Here is a 21,427-nt window from a genome sequence, read left to right as displayed (position 1 = left end):
TCGGTCCGGGCTCCTACGCCCGTATCAGTCGTCGGAGTCCAGCGCCGCGCGGAGCACCGCGACGGCCTGGGCGACGGCCGCCCGGGTGGCGTTGGTCTCGCTGAGCGGGTTGAGCATCATGAAATCGTGGGTGATGCCGTCATAGCGGACCGCGGTCACCGGAACGCCCGCGGCACGGAGTTTCGCGGCGTACGCCTCACCCTCGTCGCGCAGCACGTCGGCCTCGTCCACGATCACGAAGGCGGGCGGAAGGCCCGCCAACTGGTCCTGGCTCGCCCGCAGAGGCGAGACGGTGATGGCCGCGCGGCGCGAGGCGTCGGGCAGGTAGGCGTCCCAGAACCACGCCATGGCCTTCGCGGTGAGGAAGTAACCGCTCGCGAACCGGGCGTAGGAGCCGGTGTCCATGCCCGCGTCGGTGACCGGGTAGTACAGGGACTGGTGGACGAACCGGACGTCGCCGCGCTCCTTGGCCAGCAGGGTCAGCGCCGCCGCCATGTTCCCGCCCACGGAGTCGCCGGCGACGGCCAGGCGGTCGGGGTCGAGACCATGCTCACGGCCGTGCCGGACGATCCACTGGGCGGTCGCGTACCCCTGCTCGACGGCGACGGGGTAGCGGGCTTCCGGCGAGCGCGTGTACTCGACGAACACGACGGCGGCCCCCGCCCCTACCGCGAGCTCGCGGACGAGCCGGTCGTGGGTGTCCGCGTTGCCGAGGATCCACCCGCCGCCGTGCATGTACAGCACGGCCGGCAGCGGCCGCGCGGCGCCCTGCGGGCGCACGATGCGCACCCGCACGTCGCCGGCGTCGACGGGGACGGTGATCCATTCCGAGTCGGCGGGGAGTTTCTCGATCGGTTCCGCCTGGAGGTCGTCGAGCACCTTGCGGGCCTTCTCCACCCCCAGTTCGTACAGGAAGGGCGGGTGTGCGGTGGCGTCGGAGAGCCGCTGCGAGGCGGGCTCCAGAACGATGCCGGCGGTGGACTGGTCGGTCATGATGGGACCCCCTGCTGGTTCGAAGGACCGGTGGCGCGTCCACCACGGTCACGCCGTGGAGGCGGCGGCCTCCCGGACGAGGTCGGCGACGGTGGCGGCCTCCGGAATGCCGACGGCGTGGGAGCCCTCCGGCAGCTCCACGGTCCGCCGGGATCCCGCCCGCTCCGCCATGAACCGCTGGGCCGCAGCGGGGATGTTCTTGTCCTTGCCGCCGATCAGGAACCACGACGGGATCGTCTTCCACGCCGGCTCGCCCGACGGCTCGGCGAGCGCCGACTCGACGATCGGGCGCTGCGTCACGGCCATCACCGCGGCCTCGCGGGCCGGGGAGTCGGCGGCGAACTGCGCGTGGTAGAGGTCCTGCCGGATGTACAAGTCCGTACTGCCGTCGGCGAGCTTCACGGGCGCGAGCGTCTCACCGAGGGTGCTTCCCTCGTAGCGGCCCGCGAGGTCGGCGGCGCTCTCCCCCGTGTCGGGGGCGAAGGCGCCGATGTAGACCAGCGCCTTCACGTTGCCGTTCCCGGCGGCCCCGTTGGTGATGACGATGCCGCCGTAGGAGTGGCCGACGCAGATGACGTCGCCGTCGATCCCGGCGAGGACGCCGCGCAGGTAATCGGCGTCGTAGACGACCCCGCGCAGCGGGTTCGCGACGGCGATCACGGGGTGGCCGTCGTCGAGCAGTGCGGCGATGACGCCGTTCCAGCTCGACGACTCGGCGAACGCCCCGTGCACGAGCACGATGGTGGGCTTGCCTGCGGGATCCGTCGTGTTGCTCATGGTCTGGTCCTCTCGGTCGGTGTCGGCATGCGGCCAGTCTGTTCTCGGCGTCCCGCCGCTCGCATCCGTCGGTCCCTGGCGGGAGTCCCTGGCGCCCGACGACCTGCGTCGCCGCGGCGCACCCGAAACACCCTCACCGTCCGGCGTCCGGCCCAGGCGCGGTGCAGGTCGTGGAGCGAGCCGATCACCGTCGGCCCCGGCGCGCCGCCGGGCACGTCGGCAGGTTCCCGGGCACGCCACCAGGGACGTCACGGATGCGAGCGGGCGCTCACGGCACCGACACTCGGGGCAACGGGAGAAAGGAAGACATGCCATGCGCGCTGTCGTGCTGGAGGAGTTCGGTGGTCACCTGGATCTGCGCGAGGTACCGCAGCCCGTGCCGGGGACGGGACAGGTGCTGGTCCAGATTCGCGCGAGCGGCGTGAATCCGCTCGACACCAAGATCCGGGCGGGCCGGGCGGATCATGCGCGCAGTCGGCTGCCGGCGGTTCTGGGCCTGGACCTGGCAGGCATGGTCGTGGAGGCGGGACCGGGAGTGACCGGCTTCCGGCCGGGCGACGAGGTGTACGGACTGACCGGCGGAGTGGGCGATCTCCAGGGATCGCTGGCGCAGTACGCGGCCGTCGACGCCCGCCTGCTCGCCCCCAAGCCGGCCTTCTTGGGGATGCGTGAAGCGGCGGCGCTCCCCCTCGCCGTGATCACGGCGTGGGAGGGGCTGGTCGACCGTGCCGGGGTGCGGGTGGGCCAGCGCGTCCTGGTGCAGGGCGGCGCCGGCGGTGTGGGCGGTGTCGCCGTCCAGCTCGCGGCGTCCCGCGGCGCCGAGGTCTACGCGACCGCGTCGGCCGCCAAGGCGCCCCTCGTCCGGGACCTCGGTGCGACGCCGATCGACTACGGCACGACGTCCGTCGAGGAGTACGTGGCCGAACATACCGGCGGCGCCGGCTTCGACGTGGTGTTCGACACCGTCGGGGGCGCGGTCCTGGACGCCTCGTTCACGGCCGTGCGCATCTACACCGGGCACGTGGTCAGTGCCCTGGGATGGGGCACCCACAGCCTCGCGCCACTGTCGTTCCGCGGCGCCACCTACTCGGGCGTGTTCACCCTGCTGCCGATGCTGACGGGAGCCGGGCGCGAACATCACGGCCAGATCCTCCGGGAGGCCACCGCGCTCGCGGACGCCGGCGGACTCCGCCCCTTGCTCGACCCGCAGCGCTTCACCCTCGAGACGGTGGCCGAAGCACACGCCGCCGTGGAGAACGGCACGGCCCTGGGAAAGGTGGTCATCGACGTCGAGCACTGAGCCGACCGCTCGGCGAAGCCCCGCCCGGAGCCGTCCTGCGCTGCCTGAAGGGCAACCCTGTGAAACCGAGGTTCCACACCGCCGCCGTGGGACGCGCCCTCGCCTGAGCCTCGCCCATGAAGATCGCGGGCAGGCCCTTCACCGAGTCCTCCGTCCAGCTGTGTTTGGTTAGTCCTTTCGCAGGTCGGCCGGCAAGGGCAGGGAGCCGAGGTTCTCGATCACGCCGCCACAGGCGATGCGCGGCGATCGCGTCCAGAAACCGCGCGGTCAGCGCCGCCGTCCACACCGCCACCATTGGCCGCTCCCCGGTCTTACGCCAGTGCCGGACGCGAGCAGCGGTCCACACCACCGCACGCGGCCGCCGCGTCCATCGCGCCAGCCACTCGGCCACCGTCAACGGGCTCCCGGCCGGACCACTCAACCGCACCAACGCCGCTTCCGCGGCGTTACCGGTTGCGAAACCGCCCCGACGGACACGACGCCGGTGCCCGTCCGCACCGGCCCTTGTTCGATGCGCAGGTACCAGCTGCCATGACTGCGCTCAGCCCCTCAGGCGCGGGCACCTGCCGCCCATCGCGCGGCCGCTGCGGGGATCCTGGCAGCCGTATCGCCAGTACACACCACCGGCTCTTCTCGCCCCACTCATAAGGCCAGGGTGGGTGCGCTGTGGACGCCTCCACCATCACAGACAGCGACAAACCAGGCTGCCGAACACGACAGCGAAGCAACGGACCACGAGCACGAGGTTCTCCTGGCTTGGCTGCCATTACGGAAGCCCGGGCAGTTCACCTAGAGATTCCGGGCCGGTTCAGATGAGACTGGAAGGCATGACCGGCTCAGCGCGCGCCCGGCAGTTGCTCACGGAGGCCGAAAGCATCGCCCGCACCGTCGCCTATCCGAGCGTCGGGCATCCCAGCGGCTTCCAGTCCTGGGCGCTCCGAGAAATCGTCAGGCCGTTGAGCAGGCTCGACCCCGATGACGCCGAACGCCTCGCCCGCACCATCGCCACTCCTCGCGACCAGGCCGAAGCGTTGAACGACGTCGCCAGTGCACTGGTGAACGCACAGCCGGACCGCGCCCGGCGACTGTTCACCGACGCCGAACGCGCAGCCGAACACAACCTGACCTACATCCCGATACGGGAAGGGACGCTCCCGAGCTACACCGGGGAACGGGACCGAGCGCTGGTGGTGATCTGCTCGAGTCTCGCCCCCCTGGACATCGCTGACGCCGAACGTGTCGCCCGCACCATCGATGGCCGGGAATGGAAAGTGTCGGCGTTACACGCGATCGCCGAGACCAGCATCGCATCGGATCCCCGCCGGGCTCGCCGGCTCCTCACCGAGGCCGAGCACCTCGCCCGTACCGGCGGCTTTCATCCCCTTGGCTACGTCCTGGGCGAGGTCGCCGGGACACGTGCGAGGCTCGACCGCCACACGGCCGAACGCATCGCCCGCGGAATCTCCGACGAGTACGCGCAAGGGCGGGCACTGCGCGAGATCGTCAGGAACCTGGCCGAGACGGACCCGCACCACGCCGAGGGCATCACCGCGCACATCACCAACCCGATCCGCCGAGCCCAGGCGATCACACTCATCGCCGCAGCACTGGCCAAGACCGAACCCGGACGGGCCCGGCGCAGTCTGGCCGACGCCGCCGACCTCCTCCTCACCAGTGACACCCGACACCCGTGGCTCCAAGCCCGGACACTCACAAAGATCGCGGCCGCGGCCGTGCAACCGGACCCGGCACTGGCCCGCACATTGCTCACCGAGGCCGAACGCATTCCCTGCCCCCATTACCAGGCCGCCGTGCTCCTGGAGGACATGGCCGAGGCGATGGCCCGGCTGGACAGGGCAGAGGCCGAGCGCATCTCGCATTCGATCGCCCAGCCACCCGTCCACCGCTTGAACGCCCTGAGAAAAATCGGCCGGGTCATCGTCGCCGACGACCCCGACCACGCCGAACGCATCGCCCTCGAACTCCCCCGACCTCATCACCAGGCAAGGGCGATGGCAGGGATGGCCATGGCCCTCATCGAGCAAGCCACACCTGAAGCGCTCACTGCTTGACATAGACCAGACACTGGGCAAACGCCTTTCCGGCGATGCAGAACTCGTGCGGGATCGCCGTGAAGCAGTCGGCGACATCCGTCTCTACACCGATCGGCGCCCTTTCGCCTACTCGTCGATGAGAACTTGCAGGGCGTCATGGGCTGACCGCCGGAGCCGGAAACCGAACGAGCCATCGGACATGTCCGCCTCAAAGACCGGTTTGAACACGATCTTTAGCGCGGCCTGCACGACCCGGTCCCCGAACTGCCGGGATCGACAACGGCCGCCATTCGTCCCTCCCCCCGGCTTGGGATCAGAACCCGACGAGCGAGCAGCGGACGATATCGGCCTTCCCGAAGCTCAGCGGCCACTTCCTCCAGGAGCCGGGCAACCCGTACTCCTCAAATTCGGCCAGGGTGGTCCGGTCGATTCCCGGTGCGCCGTTGTTCGCGCCCAACGTCACCCACGCGCATTGCAGGACGTCTCTGCACCCCTTGTCCATCAACGCGTGGAACCTGCGTCCGGGATCGGCCTTGGCCGCCTGGTAGAGCGCATGCTGCAAGGCTCGGACCGGATCACCCGGCACTGACGGCCGGCGCGATCCCGAAGCGGCGGCTATAGCCTGGCCGGCACTCACCGGGCCTCCGGCCGAGCGGGAGACCATCCCCGCCGTCCGGCTCCTTCTCCCGCCGTTTCTTGATCACCTCCCGGCCTCTCGCGTGACCGTCCGGGTGTAGTTCTGCAGGAGTACCTTGCACTTGCCCGAAATGGCATTGGCCCAAGAACTGGAAGATCCTGACCAAGCTACGTTGCTGCCCCCACCGAGCCGGTCACCTGGCCAAGGCCATCCAGTTCCTCCAGAACCGCGAACTCAACGCATGTTGAAAAGGATCCTGAAACGGACCCGAGTCCCGGTATGTCGCCGTACGCGGACACTCTGGCGGACGGTGGCCGTCTTCGAGCCGGGCGAGACGCCGATCCTCAACTCTGGCCGACGGGACTGGCGCCAGCGGGTGGCGAAGGCGGGGTATTGCCCGACGCCGAGGGGAGTTGTGGGGGATTCACAGCCTGTGCCCGTACTGAATGCCATGTCTGCAGATGTGCTTCCATGATCTCCTCGAACCCTTGACGCAGCGTGTCAACGATATCGTCGGGCAAGCTGTCTTGAGCGGCGCGAGCCTGTTCGTCGCGTATACGCCTGTCTAGTGCTTGGAGGCGGGCCAAGTGGGATACATCCATCGCCCATAGGCCTAGGTGGTTGTAGAACGCATCGACCGCCAGAGCAACTGTTCCCCCGGCACTGAGGATGAGCGCCATTGGGGCCAGGGAGTGGCTGGCGGCGCCACTGGTACTCAGCCCTAGCAAGACGGTAGTTAACGCCGATGTCAGCACGGGCAGCAAGCGGAGCCCGAACGCCAGCCGTTTGTTGCGACGTCTTGCGCGCTCGATGCGCTGAAGTTCAGTCGCGATCTCAAGGTGCAGCAAAGCAGTGCGGCTCGTTGCCGCAGTCCCACCATCCAAGATCAGATTCCCTCCCGGTCAGCTTCGCACGCCTTGGCTTAGAGTTTCCCTCTGCCCCGGAGGTTCCGGTACCTGAACTACGGACGGGGTGACCGTTAGCGGGATTCGAGGATGTAGTGGATGACGGGCGCCGTTGCGGGGTGAACGGAGTCCTCGACCGCTCCGTCGAGGACTCGAAAGCAGGTCTCAGGCTCGACCAAGTAGGCATCCAGATCTCTGCCACCGCGTTGTCGGCGCTGATGCCCACCGCACCCATCGACTGGAAGCCCCTGAGCCGGGCGCACGCGGCTGCGAAGTCGGCCGAACCGTATTGTCCCCCATGATTGGAGTGGAAGATCGCCCCGTCCAGGCGCCTACCCGGGTGCGGGCGGCCCCCTCTGGGGAGTCGATGACCAGCTCGGTGCGCATTTGGTCGGCGATCGACCAGCCTGTGCCGCTCGAATATCGGGTTACATGGTCTGAGGTGACTCCCACACGACCCACCACCTTTGACCAGGGCAAACACGAGAAAGCCCGGCTTGTCGGCCGCCGCGTTCACCCTGTAAGCGCGCCTCTGTCCCTCGATACTCATACGCGCGAAGGCGACCAACCCCACATAAGCGGTTTCCAAGACAGGTCACACAGTGAGCCTTTTTCATCCTCGCGTGGTTTCGTAGTTCTGTAGGACGGCGATGGCCTTGACGAGGTGGCCGGCTTTGCCGGGGCTGCAGCGGAGCTTGTGGAGGATGCGCCAGCTCTTGAGCTGGGCGTTTGCGCGTTCGCCGGGTCCGCGGAGCCTGGCGTGCGAGCGGCTGCGGCGACGCAGGCGCGGCGGCTCGGCGCGGCCGACGTCCGGGTGTGCGCGCCCGCTGTACGACCCGGCTTTCAGCCCGCCCCGTCCGTCCTCGAACGGCAGCTGGCGCGGCTGCACTTCGGCCTGCCGGACGACGACCGCCTGGCCCTGGTGGTCGCGGGGGCGTGGGGATCGGGGGACGTGGCGGCCACCGTACGGGACGTGGCCGCGTCCCGGCTGGTCACGCCGGTCGTCGTGTGCGGGCGCAACACCGCGCTGCGGGAGGCGCCGACCCGCTCCGGTGTCGGCGTCACGCTCGGCTGGGTCGAGGACATGCCGGCGTTGATGCGCGCCTGCGACCTCGTGGTTCAGAACGCCGGCGGCCTCAGCTCCCCCTCGAGGCGCTGGCGTCCGGCCTGCCCGTCATCAGCTACCGCTGCCTTCCGGGGCACGGCAGGGCCAACGCCGCCGCTTTGGAGGAGTCCGGGTGGGCGCCGTGGGCACGCAGACCCGAGGAGCTGCCCGAGGCGTTGTTCGCGGCGTTGGCGGCACCCCGCGCCATGGGGTTCACCGGAGCCGCCGACCCGGCGGCGATCATCGTCGCCCTGGCGACCGGACGAGACTCCGCGGCCACCGGCCGGCCCGCGTCCATGGAGCTTTCCGAGCTGGTGGAGGCGTCCCGGTGAGCGCCACGCGTCTCGCCGTGACGGCGGCGGGTGTCCTCGCCGCCGCGCATGCCGCGCCGGCCGTCACGTCGATCGGGCCGCTGCGCCGGCGGCTGTTCCCTGGTCTGGCCGGCGTCGGCGAGCCCGGCCATGTGGCGCTCACGTTCGACGACGGTCCGGACCCGCACTCGACGCCGGCGTTCCTGGCCGCCTTGCGGGAGTACGAGGTGAAGGCCACCTTCTTCATGCTCGGCCAGATGCTCAAGGCGGCCCCGGACCTGGGCAGGGAACTCGCCGAGTCCGGACACGAGATCACCGTCCACGGATGGGAGCACCGCTGCATGCTGCTGCGTGGGCCCGCCGCGACGTACGACGACCTGGCCCGGGCGATGGAGTCGATCGTCCAGGTCACCGGGGCGGCGCCGCGATGGTACCCGCCCCCCTACGGTGTGCTGAGCTCCTCGGCCTTGCGGGCGGCCCGCCGCCTGGGCCTCACGCCGGTGCTCTGGACGAACTGGGGCCGGGACTGGACGCGCGCGGCGACCCCCGCCTCCATTCTCGCGACGCTCATGCGCGACCTCGGCGGTGGAGGAACCGTGCTCCTCCACGACTCCGACTGCACATCGGCACCCGGCTCGTGGAGGAACACGCTCGACGCGCTGCCGCCGTTCTTGGAGGGGATACGCGACCGCGGCCTGTCGGTCGGTCCCCTGCGCGACCACTGGCAGAACGCGCTGCGGCAAGGCCCTCCGGCGGCCGCCCCGCCCGGCGCAAGCCTCCAGAACCCGGACCCTCACGCACTAAGCGAATGAGCCAACTCGCCCGAATCCGGATATTGAAACCCCACAGGATCGGCCGCCTCGGCTTGACACCCTCGCCAATGCATGGAAAGTGAAATCCAGGCCGCGCGGCGTGGCGATTCCGGCCATGCCGCGCGGCCTGAGAGCTCCTGTCATCCCTTCGGAATCACCAGATCGGGACCGTTGATCGCCTTCCCGGCGACTACATGCAGGGGCTTCGGATACCAGGCCATATCGGCGGGACCGCCGCGGTAGCCGAGTTTGATCCACTGGGTGGCCAGTCCGTACAGGGCGTAGTCGACGTCCCCGGAGATCCTCGCGAAGGGCGCGGCGATGTCGCCGGTTCGGGCGCTGACGGCGACGACGCTCACATACTCGTTGGGAACCACCGAGCCGATGACCCTGCCGCTCAGCTTGCCGCTCTCCGGCAACCGGGCATCGGCGGTCGCCGTGCCCCCGTCCCGGACCCTGATCGGCCGGGCGGCGAAGCGGTCGGGGGCCCCACCGGACCATTGCCACGCATAGCGGCCGCGGAAGTCCGGGTACTGGACACGCCAGTCGTAGGGGCCGAGGCCGTCGATGGTGTAGCGCCCGCCGGAGTCGGTGCAGTTCCCGCCCCATACTTCCGGGCCGGATGGGCCGGCAGGCAGCACCCAGGCGCACACGTCCTCGACGGCCTTGCCGGTGCGGGCGTCGGTGACGGTACCGGCGATGGATCCCGTCCCGTCCAGCCGCACCCCGGTCTCGATGACCTCACCGCTGGCCACGGTGAACCACGCCGCCTTCTCCATGTCCCCGGTGCCGCCCTTCGAGCCGACCCACTGGCGGCCATGCACACCATCGGTGGGCGTTATGAACAGCCGGTACTTGCCAGGCCACAGTTGATGGATGCGGAGCTTGCCGTCACTGTCGCTGCACTCCTGGTCGAGCGTCTTGTTCCCGCGCTTGCGGGTGACCGTCTTGTTTCCGCGCTCGCGGGTGACCGTCTTGGGGAAGGTGGCCGCCTGCTCGAACAGGCTCACACATGCGCCGGCCACCGGCTGTGCCGTCTTGGCGTCGCGGACCGTCGCGACGATCGTCGCCTCCCGCACCAGCTCGGTGGTGACACGAGTGGCCTGACCGGCCTGCACCACCACGTCGTCGATCGATCCGTAGAGGTAACCCTCCGGCGGTGAGATCGAGAACGAATAGGTCCCGGTGAGGACGCCGTCGAACGTCGCCTTGCCCTTGGCGTCGGTCTCGGCGAAGAGCGATCGGGGACCGCCGCGCGTCGCCACGTAGGCGCCGGGCACCGGCTCGCGGCTCTGGGAGTCGAGGACGGTCACTTCGAGGTCCCCGGTGGGGAGGGCGGTCTCGGTGACGGTCGTCTCCAGCCCGGGCCGCACCGTGATCGGGTCCGCCTCGTCCTGGTCCAACTTCCCGTGGGCCCACTGGATGTTGCCGTTCGAGTCAAAGGACAGCTTGTGGTCCTCCGCGTTCAGCCCGGTGAACCTGAACGCTCCGTCGGCATCGGTGATCTCGCGGCCCCGGGAGTTGCCCGAAGCGTCGTGTACCTCCACCGCGGCACCGGCGACCCCGGAGCCGGAAGCGGTCACGAACCGGCCGGAGATCGAGCCGTATTCGATCTGCTTCAGGGCCAGCGAGGCGGTGCCGGGAGAGGTCACCGGATCGGCCGAGGCCTGATCGGACTTATCGAATGCCCACTGCGCATGGTAATCGGTGGCCGACACTTTGATCCGGTATTCCCCCGGTGCCAGCCATTGCAGATGGTAGTGGCCGGAGTCATCGGTGTTCGCACCGCCGGAGACACCACCGGAGGCGCCATAGGCTTCGACCCAGGCACCCGCCACAGGTTGACCGGTCTTCGCATCGGTGATCGTTCCGGTGATTCCGTCGCTGTCCGCATGAGCGGGTACGGACAGGAGACTTCCCGCCATGATGATGGCGATGGCCGCAATTAACCATAGGCAGCGTCGAATGAACATGTGCCCCCTCCATCCGCTCGCCCTACCGCGAGAATCGGCGATATAACGAAGACAACCGACGGCTCCGTTCGGTTGACAGGTGAGCGTCAGAACCCACTGACTCTGGCCGTATCCGGCCTCTACAGGTCCATCAAGTGGTTTGAGAAGCCGATCAGTTCGCTCCCGGTGACGCGGTCACCGGCGGTCGGTCGCGGTCCCCCTGCCAAACCGCGCCCCTCATTGGCGTCGGCCCAGCGACGGACAGATGTCGCGGTATTCGATGGAGGCGGTACCCCGGTGAGCACCACCCGGATGCCCGCATCGGCCGGAACGGCGTTGAACACCTCGGGGGCGCAGGTCGTGCGGCGTCGCCGCTGATACTTGACCGGTCCATAGGGGGGCGCCTCCGGGCGCTGCCGAGCGCCGTCGCCGGTGCGGCGCTTGCCCTGATGGCCGGGCTCCTGGTCGAGGCGGCGTTCAGGATCTGACCGCCGATGGTCCATCGTCCGGGATACACGATCGTCCGCGAGACGCGACGGCGGCACCGCCGCGAGACCAGGGGAAAGCCGGGACGCGCCACCAGGATCCCGGTAGCTTGATCATCTATGGCACGGAGGTACGCGGTCGTCGCGCTGGCCCTTGTCACCCTTTCGGGCTGCGGCGGCTCGGGAGGCGGTGCCCGCGACGTGTCGGCACATCAGACGACGCCTGCGAACGCGCAGGCGGCCTCCTGGTGGCGGCCGGCGGTCGGCGTCGGTTGGCAGTGGCAACTCAGCGGGAAGATCGACACGTCGGTCAATGCCGCCGTCTACGACGTCGACATGTTCGAGACGCCGAAGGCCACCGTGACCGCGCTGCACCGCTACGGGCGCAAGGTCATCTGCTACGTCAGCATCGGCTCGGCAGAGGAGGGGCGGCCGGACTACAAGGCGTTTCCGAAGTCGACCCTCGGCAAGAAACTCGATGGGTGGCCGAAGGAGCGCTGGGTCGACATCCGGAGGATCGACGTGCTGGAGCGGATCTGGGCCGCGCGCCTGGACCAGTGCAAGGCCAAGGGCTTCGACGGTGTCGAGCCGGACAACGTCGACGCCTACCAGAACGATTCTGGCTTCGCACTGACCGCGAGACACCAAATCGCGTTCAACCGCATGCTGGCGCGGGTCGCTCACCAGAAGGGCCTCGCGATCGGGCTGAAGAACGACCTTGACCAGATACCGTCCCTGGTCAAGAACTTCGATTTCGCGGTGAACGAGCAGTGCGCGGAGTACCGCGAGTGCGCGGCCCTCAAGCCGTTCATCGCGGCGGGCAAGCCCGTCTTCCACGCCGAGTACAACCTGCCGCTGAGCAAGTTCTGCCCCGATTCCAAGCGCCTGCACCTGAGTTCGATCCGCAAGACGCTCGACCTCACCGCCAAGATGCAGACCTGCCCCGGCAATCACCTGCCGCCCGCACCCGCGCCGGAACGCGCCCCACTCTCAAATCTGGGGAATGCGAACTAGTACCGCTGCGCGTACCAGGTCGGTTGCTCGCCGAACATGCCCTTGAAGTCGCGGATGAAGTGGCCCTGGTCGGCGTAGCCGAGGTCTGCCGCCAGCGCGGCCCAGTCGATCGCCCCGCCGGCGGCCATGCGTGCGGTCACCTCGCGCAGGCGGTAGCGGCGGATCACCCACTTGGGCACGATGCCGACGTACTCCGCGAACAGCCGTTGCAGCCCCCGCACGCTCAGCCCCAGCTCGCGGGCGAGGTGCTCGACCCTGGTCACGGCCTTGTCCTTGGCGATCAGCTCGACCGCGGCCGCCGCCTGGCGCACCCGGGGGTCGTCGTCCGGCAGGTGTTTCAGCAGGAACGCGTCCACGGTCGGCACGTCGAGCGTCGTGGGCAGATCCGGGCCGAACACCTCGGTCGCCGGGACGACGCGGTCGGTGATCGTCGAGACGGAGGCACCGAGGAACGGGCGGAAGCAGCCCGGCCGGAACGCGACGCCGAAGACATGATCGCGGCCCTCGAGGACCTTGATCTGGTAGCCGCTGCACACGCCGTTGACGTCCGCGCGGCCGCCGCCGAACGACAGTTGCACGTTCGGGTACGGCACGATCTTCTGCCGGTAGGGCTCGGCGTAGTCCCAGCGAGCCTCCCAGTACCGCTCCACCCATGGCGCGAGCGCCGGCGACGGGCTGTGGAACGTGTGGCGCTGGTACCTGGTCCACGCACCCCGCAGCTCACGAACGTCCCGCTCCACACGGCAGAGTGTATGTCGCCTTTGTTCAATACCCCTCCGGTCCGGGCCGCCTAGCCTCGCCGCCATGTCGCATCTGTCCAACGCTGCCGAGGCCATGGCCGCAGTCGCCCGCACCATCACCGACGACCAACTCGCCAACAAGACTCCGTGCACGGAGTACGACGTGCGGGCACTGGTCAACCACCTCCTGTTCTGGGGCCCGTCGCTCGCCGGCGGCGGCCGCAAGGAGTCCGTTCCGCAGCCGGCGGGCACCGAGTCCGAGGTTGACCTGGCGGCCGGCGACTGGCGCGGCCGCCTGCTCGCCCTGCTGGACGACATCACGTCGTCGTGGGCGCCGCCGAGCGCCTGGGAGGGCGAGACGAGCATGGGCACACCGCAGACGCTGCCCGCGCCCGTCCTGGGCGACATGATCGTCGGCGAGCTGGCCATGCACGGCTGGGACCTGGCGGTCGCGACCGGGCAGCGGCTGGAACTGCCCGCCGACCTGCTGACGCATCTGCATGACACGGTGTTCGCCAGCGTGGACCAGGGGCGGGAGATGGGCATGTACGGACCGGAGGTCGCAGTGCCGGCCGACGCGCCCACCTTGGACCGCATCCTCGGCCTGACCGGCCGCGATCCCGCCTGGGCGTAGTCACGCCGATGCCGTCAGAAGGCCTCATGACGACGCGGTCGCAGAGCCCGGCATGTCATGCGCTCGGCTGGGGAACCCTGCAGTTGGCGGTGGGGTTGAGACCGATGTAGTTGAGCGGGCCGGAGGCCAGGGTGATTCCGATCGTGGCGATCTTGGCGCAGCTGCCGTCGAACTGGGCGTAGTAGTGGCGCTGCCCCGCGGCGAGCGCTCCTATGATCAGCCAGGCGACGAGCATCCACCGTCCAGACCTCATCGCCACCTCCGGTGACCGCTTCGCCGACCTTGGGGTACGACAGTAACGACAAGATCGGCCGTAGTTAAGCAAGTCGGGCCTGGTGTGTCATGTCACCAACGTCCCGCGCGGCCGCCGACGGGGCTCGGAACCCGCGCGCCCGGCTACCCGGTTCTACCCGCACGACGCACCGCGGAGGACGGGAGACCAGTGCCCGGGCGATGGCCACCCGCTGCTGCCGCCCGCCGGACAGCTGCCCGGGCCGGCGCCGCTCGCGCCCGGCCAGTCCCACCCGGGCGAGCGCGTCGAGCACCCGGCCCCGGTCGGGTCGTTCGCCGGCCAGTCGGCCGGGAAGCTCGAGGTTCTGCGCGACCGTCATCGCGGGCAACGCCCGCACGGCGGCAGCACCGCGTCCGTACTCCCGGTGCAGGTCCTCGGCCCGGGCGGTCAAGCCCGTCGTGTTGTCCGCCGCCATCTCAGCCATGCCCTCATCCTCGGCGGGCGGAGCACGGCGATCGATCGTGCCCGCCCCCGAATCGAACGTTCGGAAAACCGCACCCCAGTGGGCCGGCCACCCCACCCGCCACTGGGCTGTGGCGTCGGCCCGCCCCGGTCATGACGCCGGGACGGGCCGAGGGGACGGCGGTTGTCAGGTCGGCGTGGCCACCTGTCCACCCACCGGGTTGGTGGGCTGCGGTGCGGGCGGCACGCCCGGCTGTCAAGTGCCGTCGATCAGGCGGATGGCCAAGTCGGGGCTGAACTGGCCGGCGGGGATCCCCGCGCCGATTCCGCAGTCGCCGTCGGAGTCGCCTGGGACCTTGACCCACAGTTCCAGTTCCGCGTCGGCTCCCTCGCGGGGCGGGGTGCCGAGCCTGCGTCCGGCCGGGTTGCACCATTCACCGTTGGAGCCGTTGCCGTTGCGGCTGGTGTCGACCACGAAGGTCTTACCGCCGGGGAGCCCGGCATTGACGGCCTTGGCGTAGGCGACCGACTGTTCGGTCGTGTAGTAGTTCGACACGTTGACCGAGAAGCCGCGTGCGTCTGCGATCCCGGCGGCCTGCAGACGCTGGGCCATGGTGCCGGCGGGAATCCAGTTGGCATTGGCGGCGTCCAGGTAGACCCAGGCGTTCGGCGCCTTCTGCTTGAGCTGCTGCACACCGTATTTCAGCAGGTCGAGCCGGATCTGCCGCTCGGTGTCGTTCGGCAGGCAGTCGAGTTGGGCGACCGCGTCGGGCTCCACCACGACGATCGCCCGGCGGTCGCCGATGGCCGTGGCGAACTGCCCGATCCAGGTGCGGTAGGCCTCCGGGCTGCCCGCGCCGCCGCCGGAGTGGCTGCCGCAGTCACGGCCCGGGACGTTGTAGGCCACCAGCATCGGCGTGGCCCCGGTCTGCGCGGCACCGCCGACATAGCGGGACACCGCCGCGGTGATATCGCTGTCCCAGTTGCCGAACCAGCGTGCGATCGGCCGGTCGGCGATGGCCGCCTTGATGCGAGCGGCCCGCGAGTCGCCGGGGTGGGCGGCGACCCAGGTCGCCGGGTTGGAGTTCGGGTCGACGTACAGGTTGGCCGCGGCGATCGCCTTGGCCGCGGGTGGGGCATAGGAGACGGCGGCGACCTTGGCGACCTGCGGCTGCTGTCCGGTGAGGTGGGCACCGGTCAGCGCGCCCGTCGACGCGGTGACCGCGGCGATGGCGGTGATGGTCCATCTGCGGAGAGCGGGGAGCACGGGGGTCCTTTCCTGTCCGGTGTCATTGCGGGGGCACCGTCCGCCGGCTCTCCGGTCATCTTTCAGCGGATCAAAGGAAGCGGACGGATCCAATGCACCTTTTCTGGCCGTTTCCCGCGAAACTATCGACGCACTTCAATTCGAGTCAAGAGCCCTTTCACGATCTCATTTTCATCCAACTGCAGAGCATCCCGCCGTCATTGCGAGCCTGCGGGCACCGATCTTGCGGGCCTGGTCAGGGGCTGATCTGCAGTGGTCTTCTCCGCGGCGGTGTGCACGCCTTCGGGCAGCACGGAAGTGCAGGTGTCGACGATGATTCCCGGCCGGCTCGGCGTCCTGACATGCCTCAGCCCCGGCGCCTCGGCCGGGGCATCGCGGGGGTCAGGCCTTGGCGCGCTGCTGCTTGAGGCGGAGTTCCTCTTCGCGGACTTTGACGCGGATGGCTTGCTCGCGTTCCAGCCAGTCGGGGTTCTCGGCCTTCAGGTTCTCGATCTCGGCTGTGGTGAGGGGGCCCGTGATGCCGGCGCGGGCGAGACCTGAGGCGGAGACACGGAGCTTGGCGGCGACGACCTGACGGGGGTGCGGGCCTTCGCGGCGAAGTTGGGCGAGCCACGAGGGCGGGTCGGCCTGGAGCGCGTTCAATTCGTCCCGGGAGACAGGGCCTTCCTGGAACTCGGCGGGCGCCGCCGACAGCAGGATCCCCAGCTTCTTGGCCGCGGTCGCGGGCTTCATGGTCTGCTGGGTCTTCGCCTTGGACGCGCTCATGGCCCCAAGAGTAGCCAGCGGAAGGGGCTGCCTGGACGGGACTACGCTGAGGGAGTGACCGAAGGTGAGTTCCGGCTGGCCTACGTGCCGGGGGTGACGCCCGGGAAGTGGGCGGGGGTGTGGGCCGAGCGGGTGCGGGATGTGCCGCTTCAGCTGGTGCAGCTCCCCGCCGCCGATGCCGTCCCCCTGCTGCGGAAGGGCGATGTGGACGCGGCGTTCGTACGCCTGCCCGTCGACCGCGAGGCCCTCCATGTGATCCCGCTGTACCTGGAGACGACCGTCGTGGTGGTGCCCAAGGACCACGCGGTGGCCGCGGTGGAGGAGGTCGAGCTTGCCGATCTCGCCGACGAGGACGTGTTCGAGCCGCTCGACGAGGTCTTGACCTGGGACGACCGCCCCGGACAGCCCGCCTTCACCCGTCCCGATGACACCGCTGCGGCGATCGAGTTGGTGGCGTCGGGGGCCGGCATCCTGCTGCTTCCGCAGTCTTTGGCCCGCCTCCACCACCGCAGAGACCTCACCTACCGTCCCGTGACCGACGCTCCCCAATCCCAGATCGGCCTGGCCTGGCTTGAGGTCGAGACGACCGATCTCATGGAGGAACTGATCGGCATCGTCCGCGGTCGCACCCCCAACAGCTCCCGCGGCCGCAACGCCCGACAACAGCCCACCCGCAAGAAGCCGCCCCGCCAGCGCTCCACCCCCAAGCGCCGCCACCAGAAGCGCCGCCGGACGTAGCCGAGTACGCCGTGCTGCGTCGGGAACGCGGGGACTACCTGCGGACGCAGATCGCACACCGATTAGGTTTCCGCGCCGCGCCCGTCTGTAGGTGTGAGATCGACTCACAGGAGGCTGACGCCATGCGGAAACTGAGCTACGGCATGAACCTGAGCCTGGACGGCTACATCGCCGCGCCCGGCGACGACCTGGGCTGGAGCGTGCCGAGCGACGAGCTGTTCCAGTGGTGGTCCGACCGGGTGGCGGCGACCGGCCTGGCGCTGTACGGGCGCAGATTGTGGGAGACGATGAGCTCCCACTGGCCGACCGCCGACCGGCAGCCCGGCGCCACACCGGCGGAGATCGAGTTCGCCCGCCGGTGGCGGGACATGCCGAAGGCGGTGTTCTCCTCGACGATCGACAAGGTCGACTGGAACGCCCGCCTGGTCACCGGCGACGCGGTCACCGAGATCACCCGGCTCAAGGCCGAGGACGGTGGCCCGATGGACATCAGCAGCGCCACACTTGCCGGAGCGGCGATGCGGGCCGGGCTGATCGACGAGTACGTGCTGGTCACCGTGCCGGTCCTGGTGGGCGGCGGCAAGCCGTTCTTCACCGCGCTGGACAGCTGGGTGAAGCTGAACCTGGTCGAGACGCGGACATTTCCCGGCGGCGTGCTGTTGACCCGATACGAGACGAGGCGATGAGCAGGAGCCAAGTGCTCGGCTCGTAAGGCCAGGCCGAAATCCTTTCTGGCGTGTTCACCGTGCCCCTCGACGATGAGTCGTCGACGGTGGGGACTTGTCCGGTCACAGCGTCGCGGGCAGGTTCAGCCATGGTTTGTCGGCGGCTTCGAATCCGGTGAGCTCAGCGATCTTGCCGTCGACGATGTGCAGGACCGCGATGTTCAACAAACGGTATTCGGGGTCGCCGGGAGTGCGGAGGTACAGCACGGCGGCGGGCATGCGGTTGACCGTCGTGGCGATGCAGCGCCAGTCGTCGTGGCCGGGCTGGAAGAGCCCACCGGCGACCCAGCCGTCCACCGCGTCCTTGGCAGTGACGTCCACGGTGCCCGACCCGGGCAGCATCATGAAGCGCAGGTCGTCGCGCAGCAGGGCCATCAGCCCGTCGAGGTCGTTGCGCTCATGGGCGTCGATGTACGACTTCACGACGCCGCGCTCGTCGTCCGACAGCTCGTGCGTGGCGGGGCTCCGCCAGTCGAGGCGGCGGTCGGGCAGCTGCTCGCGCATCGTCACGCGCGCCCGCTGCAGTGCGCTGGTCACCGAGGCGACGGTCAGGTCGAGGGCGCCCGCGGCCTTCGACGCCGGCCAGCCGAGGACGTCCCGCAGGATGAACACCGCCCGCTGCCTCGGCGGCAGGTGCTGGACGGCGACGATGAACGCCAGCTCGATCGTCTCCCGCGCCACCACCGATTCCTGCGGGTCCTCCGGGAGCATCCGGTCCGGGTAGGGCTGCAGGTAGCGCATTTCCGAGCCCGCGTCCGGCAGCTCGGCAGGCACGGGTGTGCGGTCGTTGCGCTTCTCCAGGAAGTCGAGGCAGGCGTTCGTCGCGATCCGGTACAGCCAGGTCCGCAGCGCGGCATTGCCCCTGAACGACTCTCGCTTGCTCCACGCCCGCAGGAACGTCTCCTGCGTCATGTCCTGGGCGTCCTCGTAGTTCGCGAGCATCCGGTAACAGTGCACTTGCAGCTCCCGCCGGTAGCGCTCCGTGATGAGCGCGAACTGTGCTGTGTCGTTCGAGCGGGCCGCCGCGATGAACGCGGCCGCGTCGGCGCCCGGCAGGCCGGCGTCGGTCATGGTCGTCAATCCTTCCGCGGGTGGCGAGGGGCCACCAGAACTGACGGCGTGGCGAAGGATTTCTGATCGGTGAAGCCGCCGCCCCGGCCCGTTCACCAGACCGGACGGGTCGGGGTCGATCGACGCGACTGCCCGGGCCGGGCACACCCCTCAGCACACCCGTTTGGTCAAGCCACCAGCTCTACCAGAGCGGATGCGGGGGCTGTGCGCCTTGGGGGCGGGGCGTGGCGGGGCGCGGGCTCTACGGTGAGGGGGCGCGGCGGCCGGTGGTCGCCTGTGCGGGGCGGGAACGTCCGACCTTGGGGCTATGGTGCGTCGTTGTGAACAGACTCCACACCAGTCTCGATGAGAAGGTCCGGGCGTGAGCCGCTACAGGGGGCCCGCCACCTTGATCAGCAGCGGGGGAACCGAGGTCGAGGTCTACGTCGATCTGCGCTCCAGGCAGCGCGAGTGGTCCGGGACCGCGACCATCGCCGACTTCGATGCCGACGACTCTCACGACCGGACGTTGAGACTTCCCGACGGCCGCGAGGCGCAGGTCGCGCTCGGGGGTTCGGAGTCCTGGTCCGACGTCGTCACGCTGGTCGGAAGTGGTCCGCCGCCCTTCGCCTGAGCAGATCGTCCAACCAGCGACACCGCCGGTCAGATGGGCCGCTGCCTTCTTCTGGCACGCCGCCTGGAATCTGACGCTCGTCGGCGCGGCTCCACGCTTGGTCAAGGGGCGGAAATCTTTCGGGGGGCTGCGCTCGTGAAGTTCCGCATCGTCCGGTCGCCTCTCTCAGAACATCGGTCGCTCCGGTCACGCGGACCATGCTGAAAGGTTGCCCCTGCGTCAGGGTCAACCGCCGCGGCGACGTCCTGGCGCGCGTCTTAGGGCGTGGCGGGGTCGGGGGGGAGGAGTTCTTGACGCGGCCGGGGTAGGCAGTCAACGTGACCACCCTGGATTACTCAGCGGTGTTCGACGCGGTTCCCGCCGCGTGCGCGGTGCTGTCGTCCGACCTGGTGTACCTGGCGGTGAACCGGGCGTACGAGCATGTCGTGGAACGCCCGCGCGGCCAGTTGCTCGGGCATCGGATCTTCGAGGTCTTTCCGGGTGGTCCGTCCGGGGAGGGCGTCCAGGAGCTGCGCGCCTCACTGGAGCGCGTGCTGGCCGAAGGGGACGTCGACGTGATGCCACTGGTGCGCTACGACGTGCAGGCGGCCGAGCAGCCGGGAAACTTCGAGGAACGGTACTGGACCGCGGTGAACGCGCCCCTGCTGGGACCGGACGGCCGAGTCACATGTGTGGTCAACCGGGTCGAGGAGATCACCTCCTACATCCAGCGGCTCCGGTCGGCCGGCGCAGCCGAGGAGGGGTTCCTGGCCGACCAGGTGGAGGCGACCGAAGCCGAGTTGTTCCAGCGCGCGCAAGAACTCCAGGAGGCCAACCGGCGGCTGCGCCGGGCACAGCGCCGCGAGCGGCAGGCCACCGCCGCCGCCCGCGCGGCGCTGCGCCGGCAGCAGCAGGTGGTGGCCGACACCTCCCACGACCTGCGCCGGCCGCTCACCGGTCTGCAGACCAGGCTGCAGGTGGCTCTGACCGACCCCCAGGCCGACTCGCGGCAGGTCCTGCACGCGGCACTGCAGGACGCCGAACGGCTCGGCGACATCGTCAGCGACCTGCTGGAACTTGCCCGGCTCGAAGGCAAGGCCCCCTTCCCCACCGAACCGGTCGACCTGTCGGCGCTGGTGGACGCCGAACTCGCGCGGTCCGGCGTCGCCTGCGCCACCACCGTCGACATCACCGACGGCATCGTGGTCGAAGGGTCCGCGGTCCGCCTGGCACGGCTGCTGTCCAACCTGCTGACCAACGCCGACCGGCACGCCAACAGCATGATCCACATCAAGGTCTACGAACGCGGCGAGGAGGCGTTCGTCGAGGTCGTCGACGACGGCCCCGGGATACCCGCCGACGAGCGGGAAGCGGTCTTCCAGCGCTTCTACCGCCGCGCCGACGCCCGCCGCAGCGACCCCGAGGGCACCGGCCTCGGCCTGCCCATCGCCCGCCAGATCGCCCGCGCTCACCACGGCGACCTCTACGTCGCCGACCACCCCAGCGGAACCCGCATGGTCCTCCACCTGCCCCGCACGTCCCCCTGACAAGGCGCGCGGACGTTATCGAACGGCGTCAGGCGTTCAGGCGCCGGCGCAGGAAGTCCTTGCCCTGCTCGGCGCCCTTGCGGCTCTCGGTCTGGGCACGGCGGAACAAGTCCGCCAGTTCGTTGTCGCCTTCGCGCTCGGCGTCGGCGATGTAGATCTCCAGTCGCAGCGCGTTGCTCAGGCATTGCTCGACGAACCAGACCAGGTTGTAGTCCTTGTCCTTGGTGCCCGTGATCCCGCCGGTCTCCTGCTCATGCATCAGACTCATCGGTCCCCCCTTATCCGTCGGTCATCGTGCCGAGCCCTACC

At 69.4% G+C, this 21,427-nt stretch carries 23 protein-coding genes and 2 pseudogenes; 10 read left to right on the top strand and 15 right to left on the bottom strand.

What is annotated here, in order from left to right:
• Window positions 1–24 precede the first annotated feature (24 nt).
• Window positions 25–993, bottom strand: coding sequence for an alpha/beta hydrolase (locus AB0C21_RS05250; RefSeq protein ID WP_500202801.1), 969 nt, complete (start codon window positions 991–993; stop codon window positions 25–27).
• 48 nt (window positions 994–1,041) lie between these two features.
• Window positions 1,042–1,770 (bottom strand): alpha/beta fold hydrolase, encoded by a 729-nt coding sequence (locus AB0C21_RS05245; RefSeq protein WP_500202799.1) that lies wholly within the window; start codon window positions 1,768–1,770, stop codon window positions 1,042–1,044.
• A gap of 313 nt (window positions 1,771–2,083) precedes the next feature.
• On the opposite strand from AB0C21_RS05245, the gene AB0C21_RS05240 reads away from it, so the two are divergent.
• A complete protein-coding gene (locus AB0C21_RS05240) occupies window positions 2,084–3,070 on the top strand; it encodes a zinc-dependent alcohol dehydrogenase family protein (RefSeq protein ID WP_500202798.1) in 987 nt (328 codons plus the stop codon).
• Window positions 3,071–3,897: 827 nt separating this feature from the next.
• Window positions 3,898–5,142, top strand: coding sequence for a hypothetical protein (locus AB0C21_RS05235; protein ID WP_500202797.1), 1,245 nt, complete (start codon window positions 3,898–3,900; stop codon window positions 5,140–5,142).
• A gap of 295 nt (window positions 5,143–5,437) precedes the next feature.
• Here AB0C21_RS05235 and AB0C21_RS05230 read toward each other — a convergent pair whose 3' ends face one another.
• The 5 genes and pseudogenes from AB0C21_RS05230 to AB0C21_RS05210 form a co-directional block, all read right to left on the bottom strand.
• Window positions 5,438–5,686, bottom strand: coding sequence for a hypothetical protein (locus AB0C21_RS05230; protein WP_500202796.1), 249 nt, complete (start codon window positions 5,684–5,686; stop codon window positions 5,438–5,440).
• A 419-nt stretch (window positions 5,687–6,105) separates the two neighbouring features.
• A complete protein-coding gene (locus AB0C21_RS05225) occupies window positions 6,106–6,609 on the bottom strand; it encodes an SLATT domain-containing protein (RefSeq protein ID WP_500202795.1) in 504 nt (167 codons plus the stop codon).
• 250 nt (window positions 6,610–6,859) lie between these two features.
• Window positions 6,860–7,074 (bottom strand): annotated as a pseudogene (locus AB0C21_RS05220) (IS3-like element IS3502 family transposase); the annotation flags it as partial.
• A gap of 205 nt (window positions 7,075–7,279) precedes the next feature.
• Window positions 7,280–7,480 (bottom strand): annotated as a pseudogene (locus AB0C21_RS05215) (transposase family protein); the annotation flags it as partial.
• 29 nt (window positions 7,481–7,509) lie between these two features.
• Window positions 7,510–7,752, bottom strand: coding sequence for a hypothetical protein (locus AB0C21_RS05210; RefSeq protein WP_500202868.1), 243 nt, complete (start codon window positions 7,750–7,752; stop codon window positions 7,510–7,512).
• Window positions 7,753–7,890: 138 nt separating this feature from the next.
• On the opposite strand from AB0C21_RS05210, the gene AB0C21_RS05205 reads away from it, so the two are divergent.
• Complete coding sequence (locus tag AB0C21_RS05205; RefSeq protein WP_500202794.1) at window positions 7,891–8,103, top strand: hypothetical protein; 213 nt, start codon at window positions 7,891–7,893, stop codon at window positions 8,101–8,103.
• Window positions 8,100–8,894 carry a polysaccharide deacetylase family protein gene (locus AB0C21_RS05200; protein WP_500202793.1) on the top strand — a complete coding sequence of 265 codons (795 nt, stop codon included), beginning with the start codon at window positions 8,100–8,102 and terminating at the stop codon, window positions 8,892–8,894. Before AB0C21_RS05205 ends, AB0C21_RS05200 begins: the two co-directional genes overlap by 4 nt.
• 140 nt (window positions 8,895–9,034) lie before the next feature.
• Here the strand turns inward: AB0C21_RS05200 and AB0C21_RS05195 are convergent, their stop codons facing one another.
• Window positions 9,035–10,867, bottom strand: coding sequence for an MSCRAMM family protein (locus AB0C21_RS05195; RefSeq protein WP_500202792.1), 1,833 nt, complete (start codon window positions 10,865–10,867; stop codon window positions 9,035–9,037).
• A gap of 584 nt (window positions 10,868–11,451) precedes the next feature.
• Here AB0C21_RS05195 and AB0C21_RS05190 point away from each other — a divergent pair.
• Window positions 11,452–12,345, top strand: coding sequence for an endo alpha-1,4 polygalactosaminidase (locus tag AB0C21_RS05190; protein ID WP_500202791.1), 894 nt, complete (start codon window positions 11,452–11,454; stop codon window positions 12,343–12,345).
• Here the strand turns inward: AB0C21_RS05190 and AB0C21_RS05185 are convergent.
• A complete protein-coding gene (locus AB0C21_RS05185) occupies window positions 12,342–13,085 on the bottom strand; it encodes a DUF6597 domain-containing transcriptional factor (protein WP_500202790.1) in 744 nt (247 codons plus the stop codon). The genes AB0C21_RS05190 and AB0C21_RS05185 overlap by 4 nt on opposite strands.
• Before the next feature lie 64 nt (window positions 13,086–13,149).
• Here AB0C21_RS05185 and AB0C21_RS05180 point away from each other — a divergent pair, with 64 nt between their 5' ends.
• Entirely contained in the window at window positions 13,150–13,719 is a 570-nt protein-coding gene (locus AB0C21_RS05180; RefSeq protein WP_500202789.1) for a TIGR03086 family metal-binding protein, read from the top strand.
• A 55-nt stretch (window positions 13,720–13,774) separates the two neighbouring features.
• On the opposite strand, the gene AB0C21_RS05175 is transcribed toward AB0C21_RS05180, so the two are convergent.
• The 4 genes from AB0C21_RS05175 to AB0C21_RS05160 form a co-directional block, all read right to left on the bottom strand.
• Entirely contained in the window at window positions 13,775–13,972 is a 198-nt protein-coding gene (locus AB0C21_RS05175; RefSeq protein ID WP_500202788.1) for a hypothetical protein, read from the bottom strand.
• Window positions 13,973–14,036: 64 nt separating this feature from the next.
• Window positions 14,037–14,435 (bottom strand): ATP-binding cassette domain-containing protein, encoded by a 399-nt coding sequence (locus AB0C21_RS05170; RefSeq protein WP_500202787.1) that lies wholly within the window; start codon window positions 14,433–14,435, stop codon window positions 14,037–14,039.
• A 234-nt stretch (window positions 14,436–14,669) separates the two neighbouring features.
• The gene (locus tag AB0C21_RS05165) at window positions 14,670–15,680 is read right to left on the bottom strand and encodes a glycoside hydrolase family 6 protein (RefSeq protein ID WP_500202786.1); all 1,011 of its coding nucleotides are present in this window, start codon (window positions 15,678–15,680) and stop codon (window positions 14,670–14,672) included.
• Window positions 15,681–16,061: 381 nt separating this feature from the next.
• Entirely contained in the window at window positions 16,062–16,445 is a 384-nt protein-coding gene (locus tag AB0C21_RS05160; protein WP_500202785.1) for a DUF5997 family protein, read from the bottom strand.
• 54 nt (window positions 16,446–16,499) lie between these two features.
• Here AB0C21_RS05160 and AB0C21_RS05155 point away from each other — a divergent pair, with 54 nt between their 5' ends.
• A complete protein-coding gene (locus AB0C21_RS05155) occupies window positions 16,500–17,183 on the top strand; it encodes a LysR family transcriptional regulator substrate-binding protein (RefSeq protein WP_500202784.1) in 684 nt (227 codons plus the stop codon).
• Window positions 17,184–17,305: 122 nt separating this feature from the next.
• Window positions 17,306–17,869, top strand: a complete 564-nt coding sequence (locus AB0C21_RS05150) for a dihydrofolate reductase family protein (protein ID WP_500202783.1) — start codon at window positions 17,306–17,308, stop codon at window positions 17,867–17,869.
• A gap of 102 nt (window positions 17,870–17,971) precedes the next feature.
• Here the strand turns inward: AB0C21_RS05150 and AB0C21_RS05145 are convergent, their stop codons facing one another.
• Window positions 17,972–18,979 (bottom strand): RNA polymerase subunit sigma-70, encoded by a 1,008-nt coding sequence (locus AB0C21_RS05145; RefSeq protein ID WP_500202782.1) that lies wholly within the window; start codon window positions 18,977–18,979, stop codon window positions 17,972–17,974.
• Between the two features lie 361 nt (window positions 18,980–19,340).
• Here AB0C21_RS05145 and AB0C21_RS05140 point away from each other — a divergent pair, with 361 nt between their 5' ends.
• Entirely contained in the window at window positions 19,341–19,592 is a 252-nt protein-coding gene (locus AB0C21_RS05140; RefSeq protein WP_500202781.1) for a DUF4873 domain-containing protein, read from the top strand.
• A gap of 317 nt (window positions 19,593–19,909) precedes the next feature.
• Window positions 19,910–21,118, top strand: coding sequence for a sensor histidine kinase (locus tag AB0C21_RS05135; protein WP_500202780.1), 1,209 nt, complete (start codon window positions 19,910–19,912; stop codon window positions 21,116–21,118).
• Window positions 21,119–21,146: 28 nt separating this feature from the next.
• Here the strand turns inward: AB0C21_RS05135 and AB0C21_RS05130 are convergent, their stop codons facing one another.
• Entirely contained in the window at window positions 21,147–21,386 is a 240-nt protein-coding gene (locus tag AB0C21_RS05130) for a hypothetical protein (protein WP_500202779.1), read from the bottom strand.
• Between the last annotated feature and the right edge of the window lie 41 nt (window positions 21,387–21,427).

The sequence above is a fragment of the Spirillospora sp. NPDC049024 genome, assembly GCF_040649235.1.
GTDB lineage: Bacteria > Actinomycetota > Actinomycetes > Streptosporangiales > Streptosporangiaceae > Spirillospora.
Note: the sequence above shows the minus strand (reverse complement) of the source record. Positions and strands in the feature narration are given on the sequence as shown.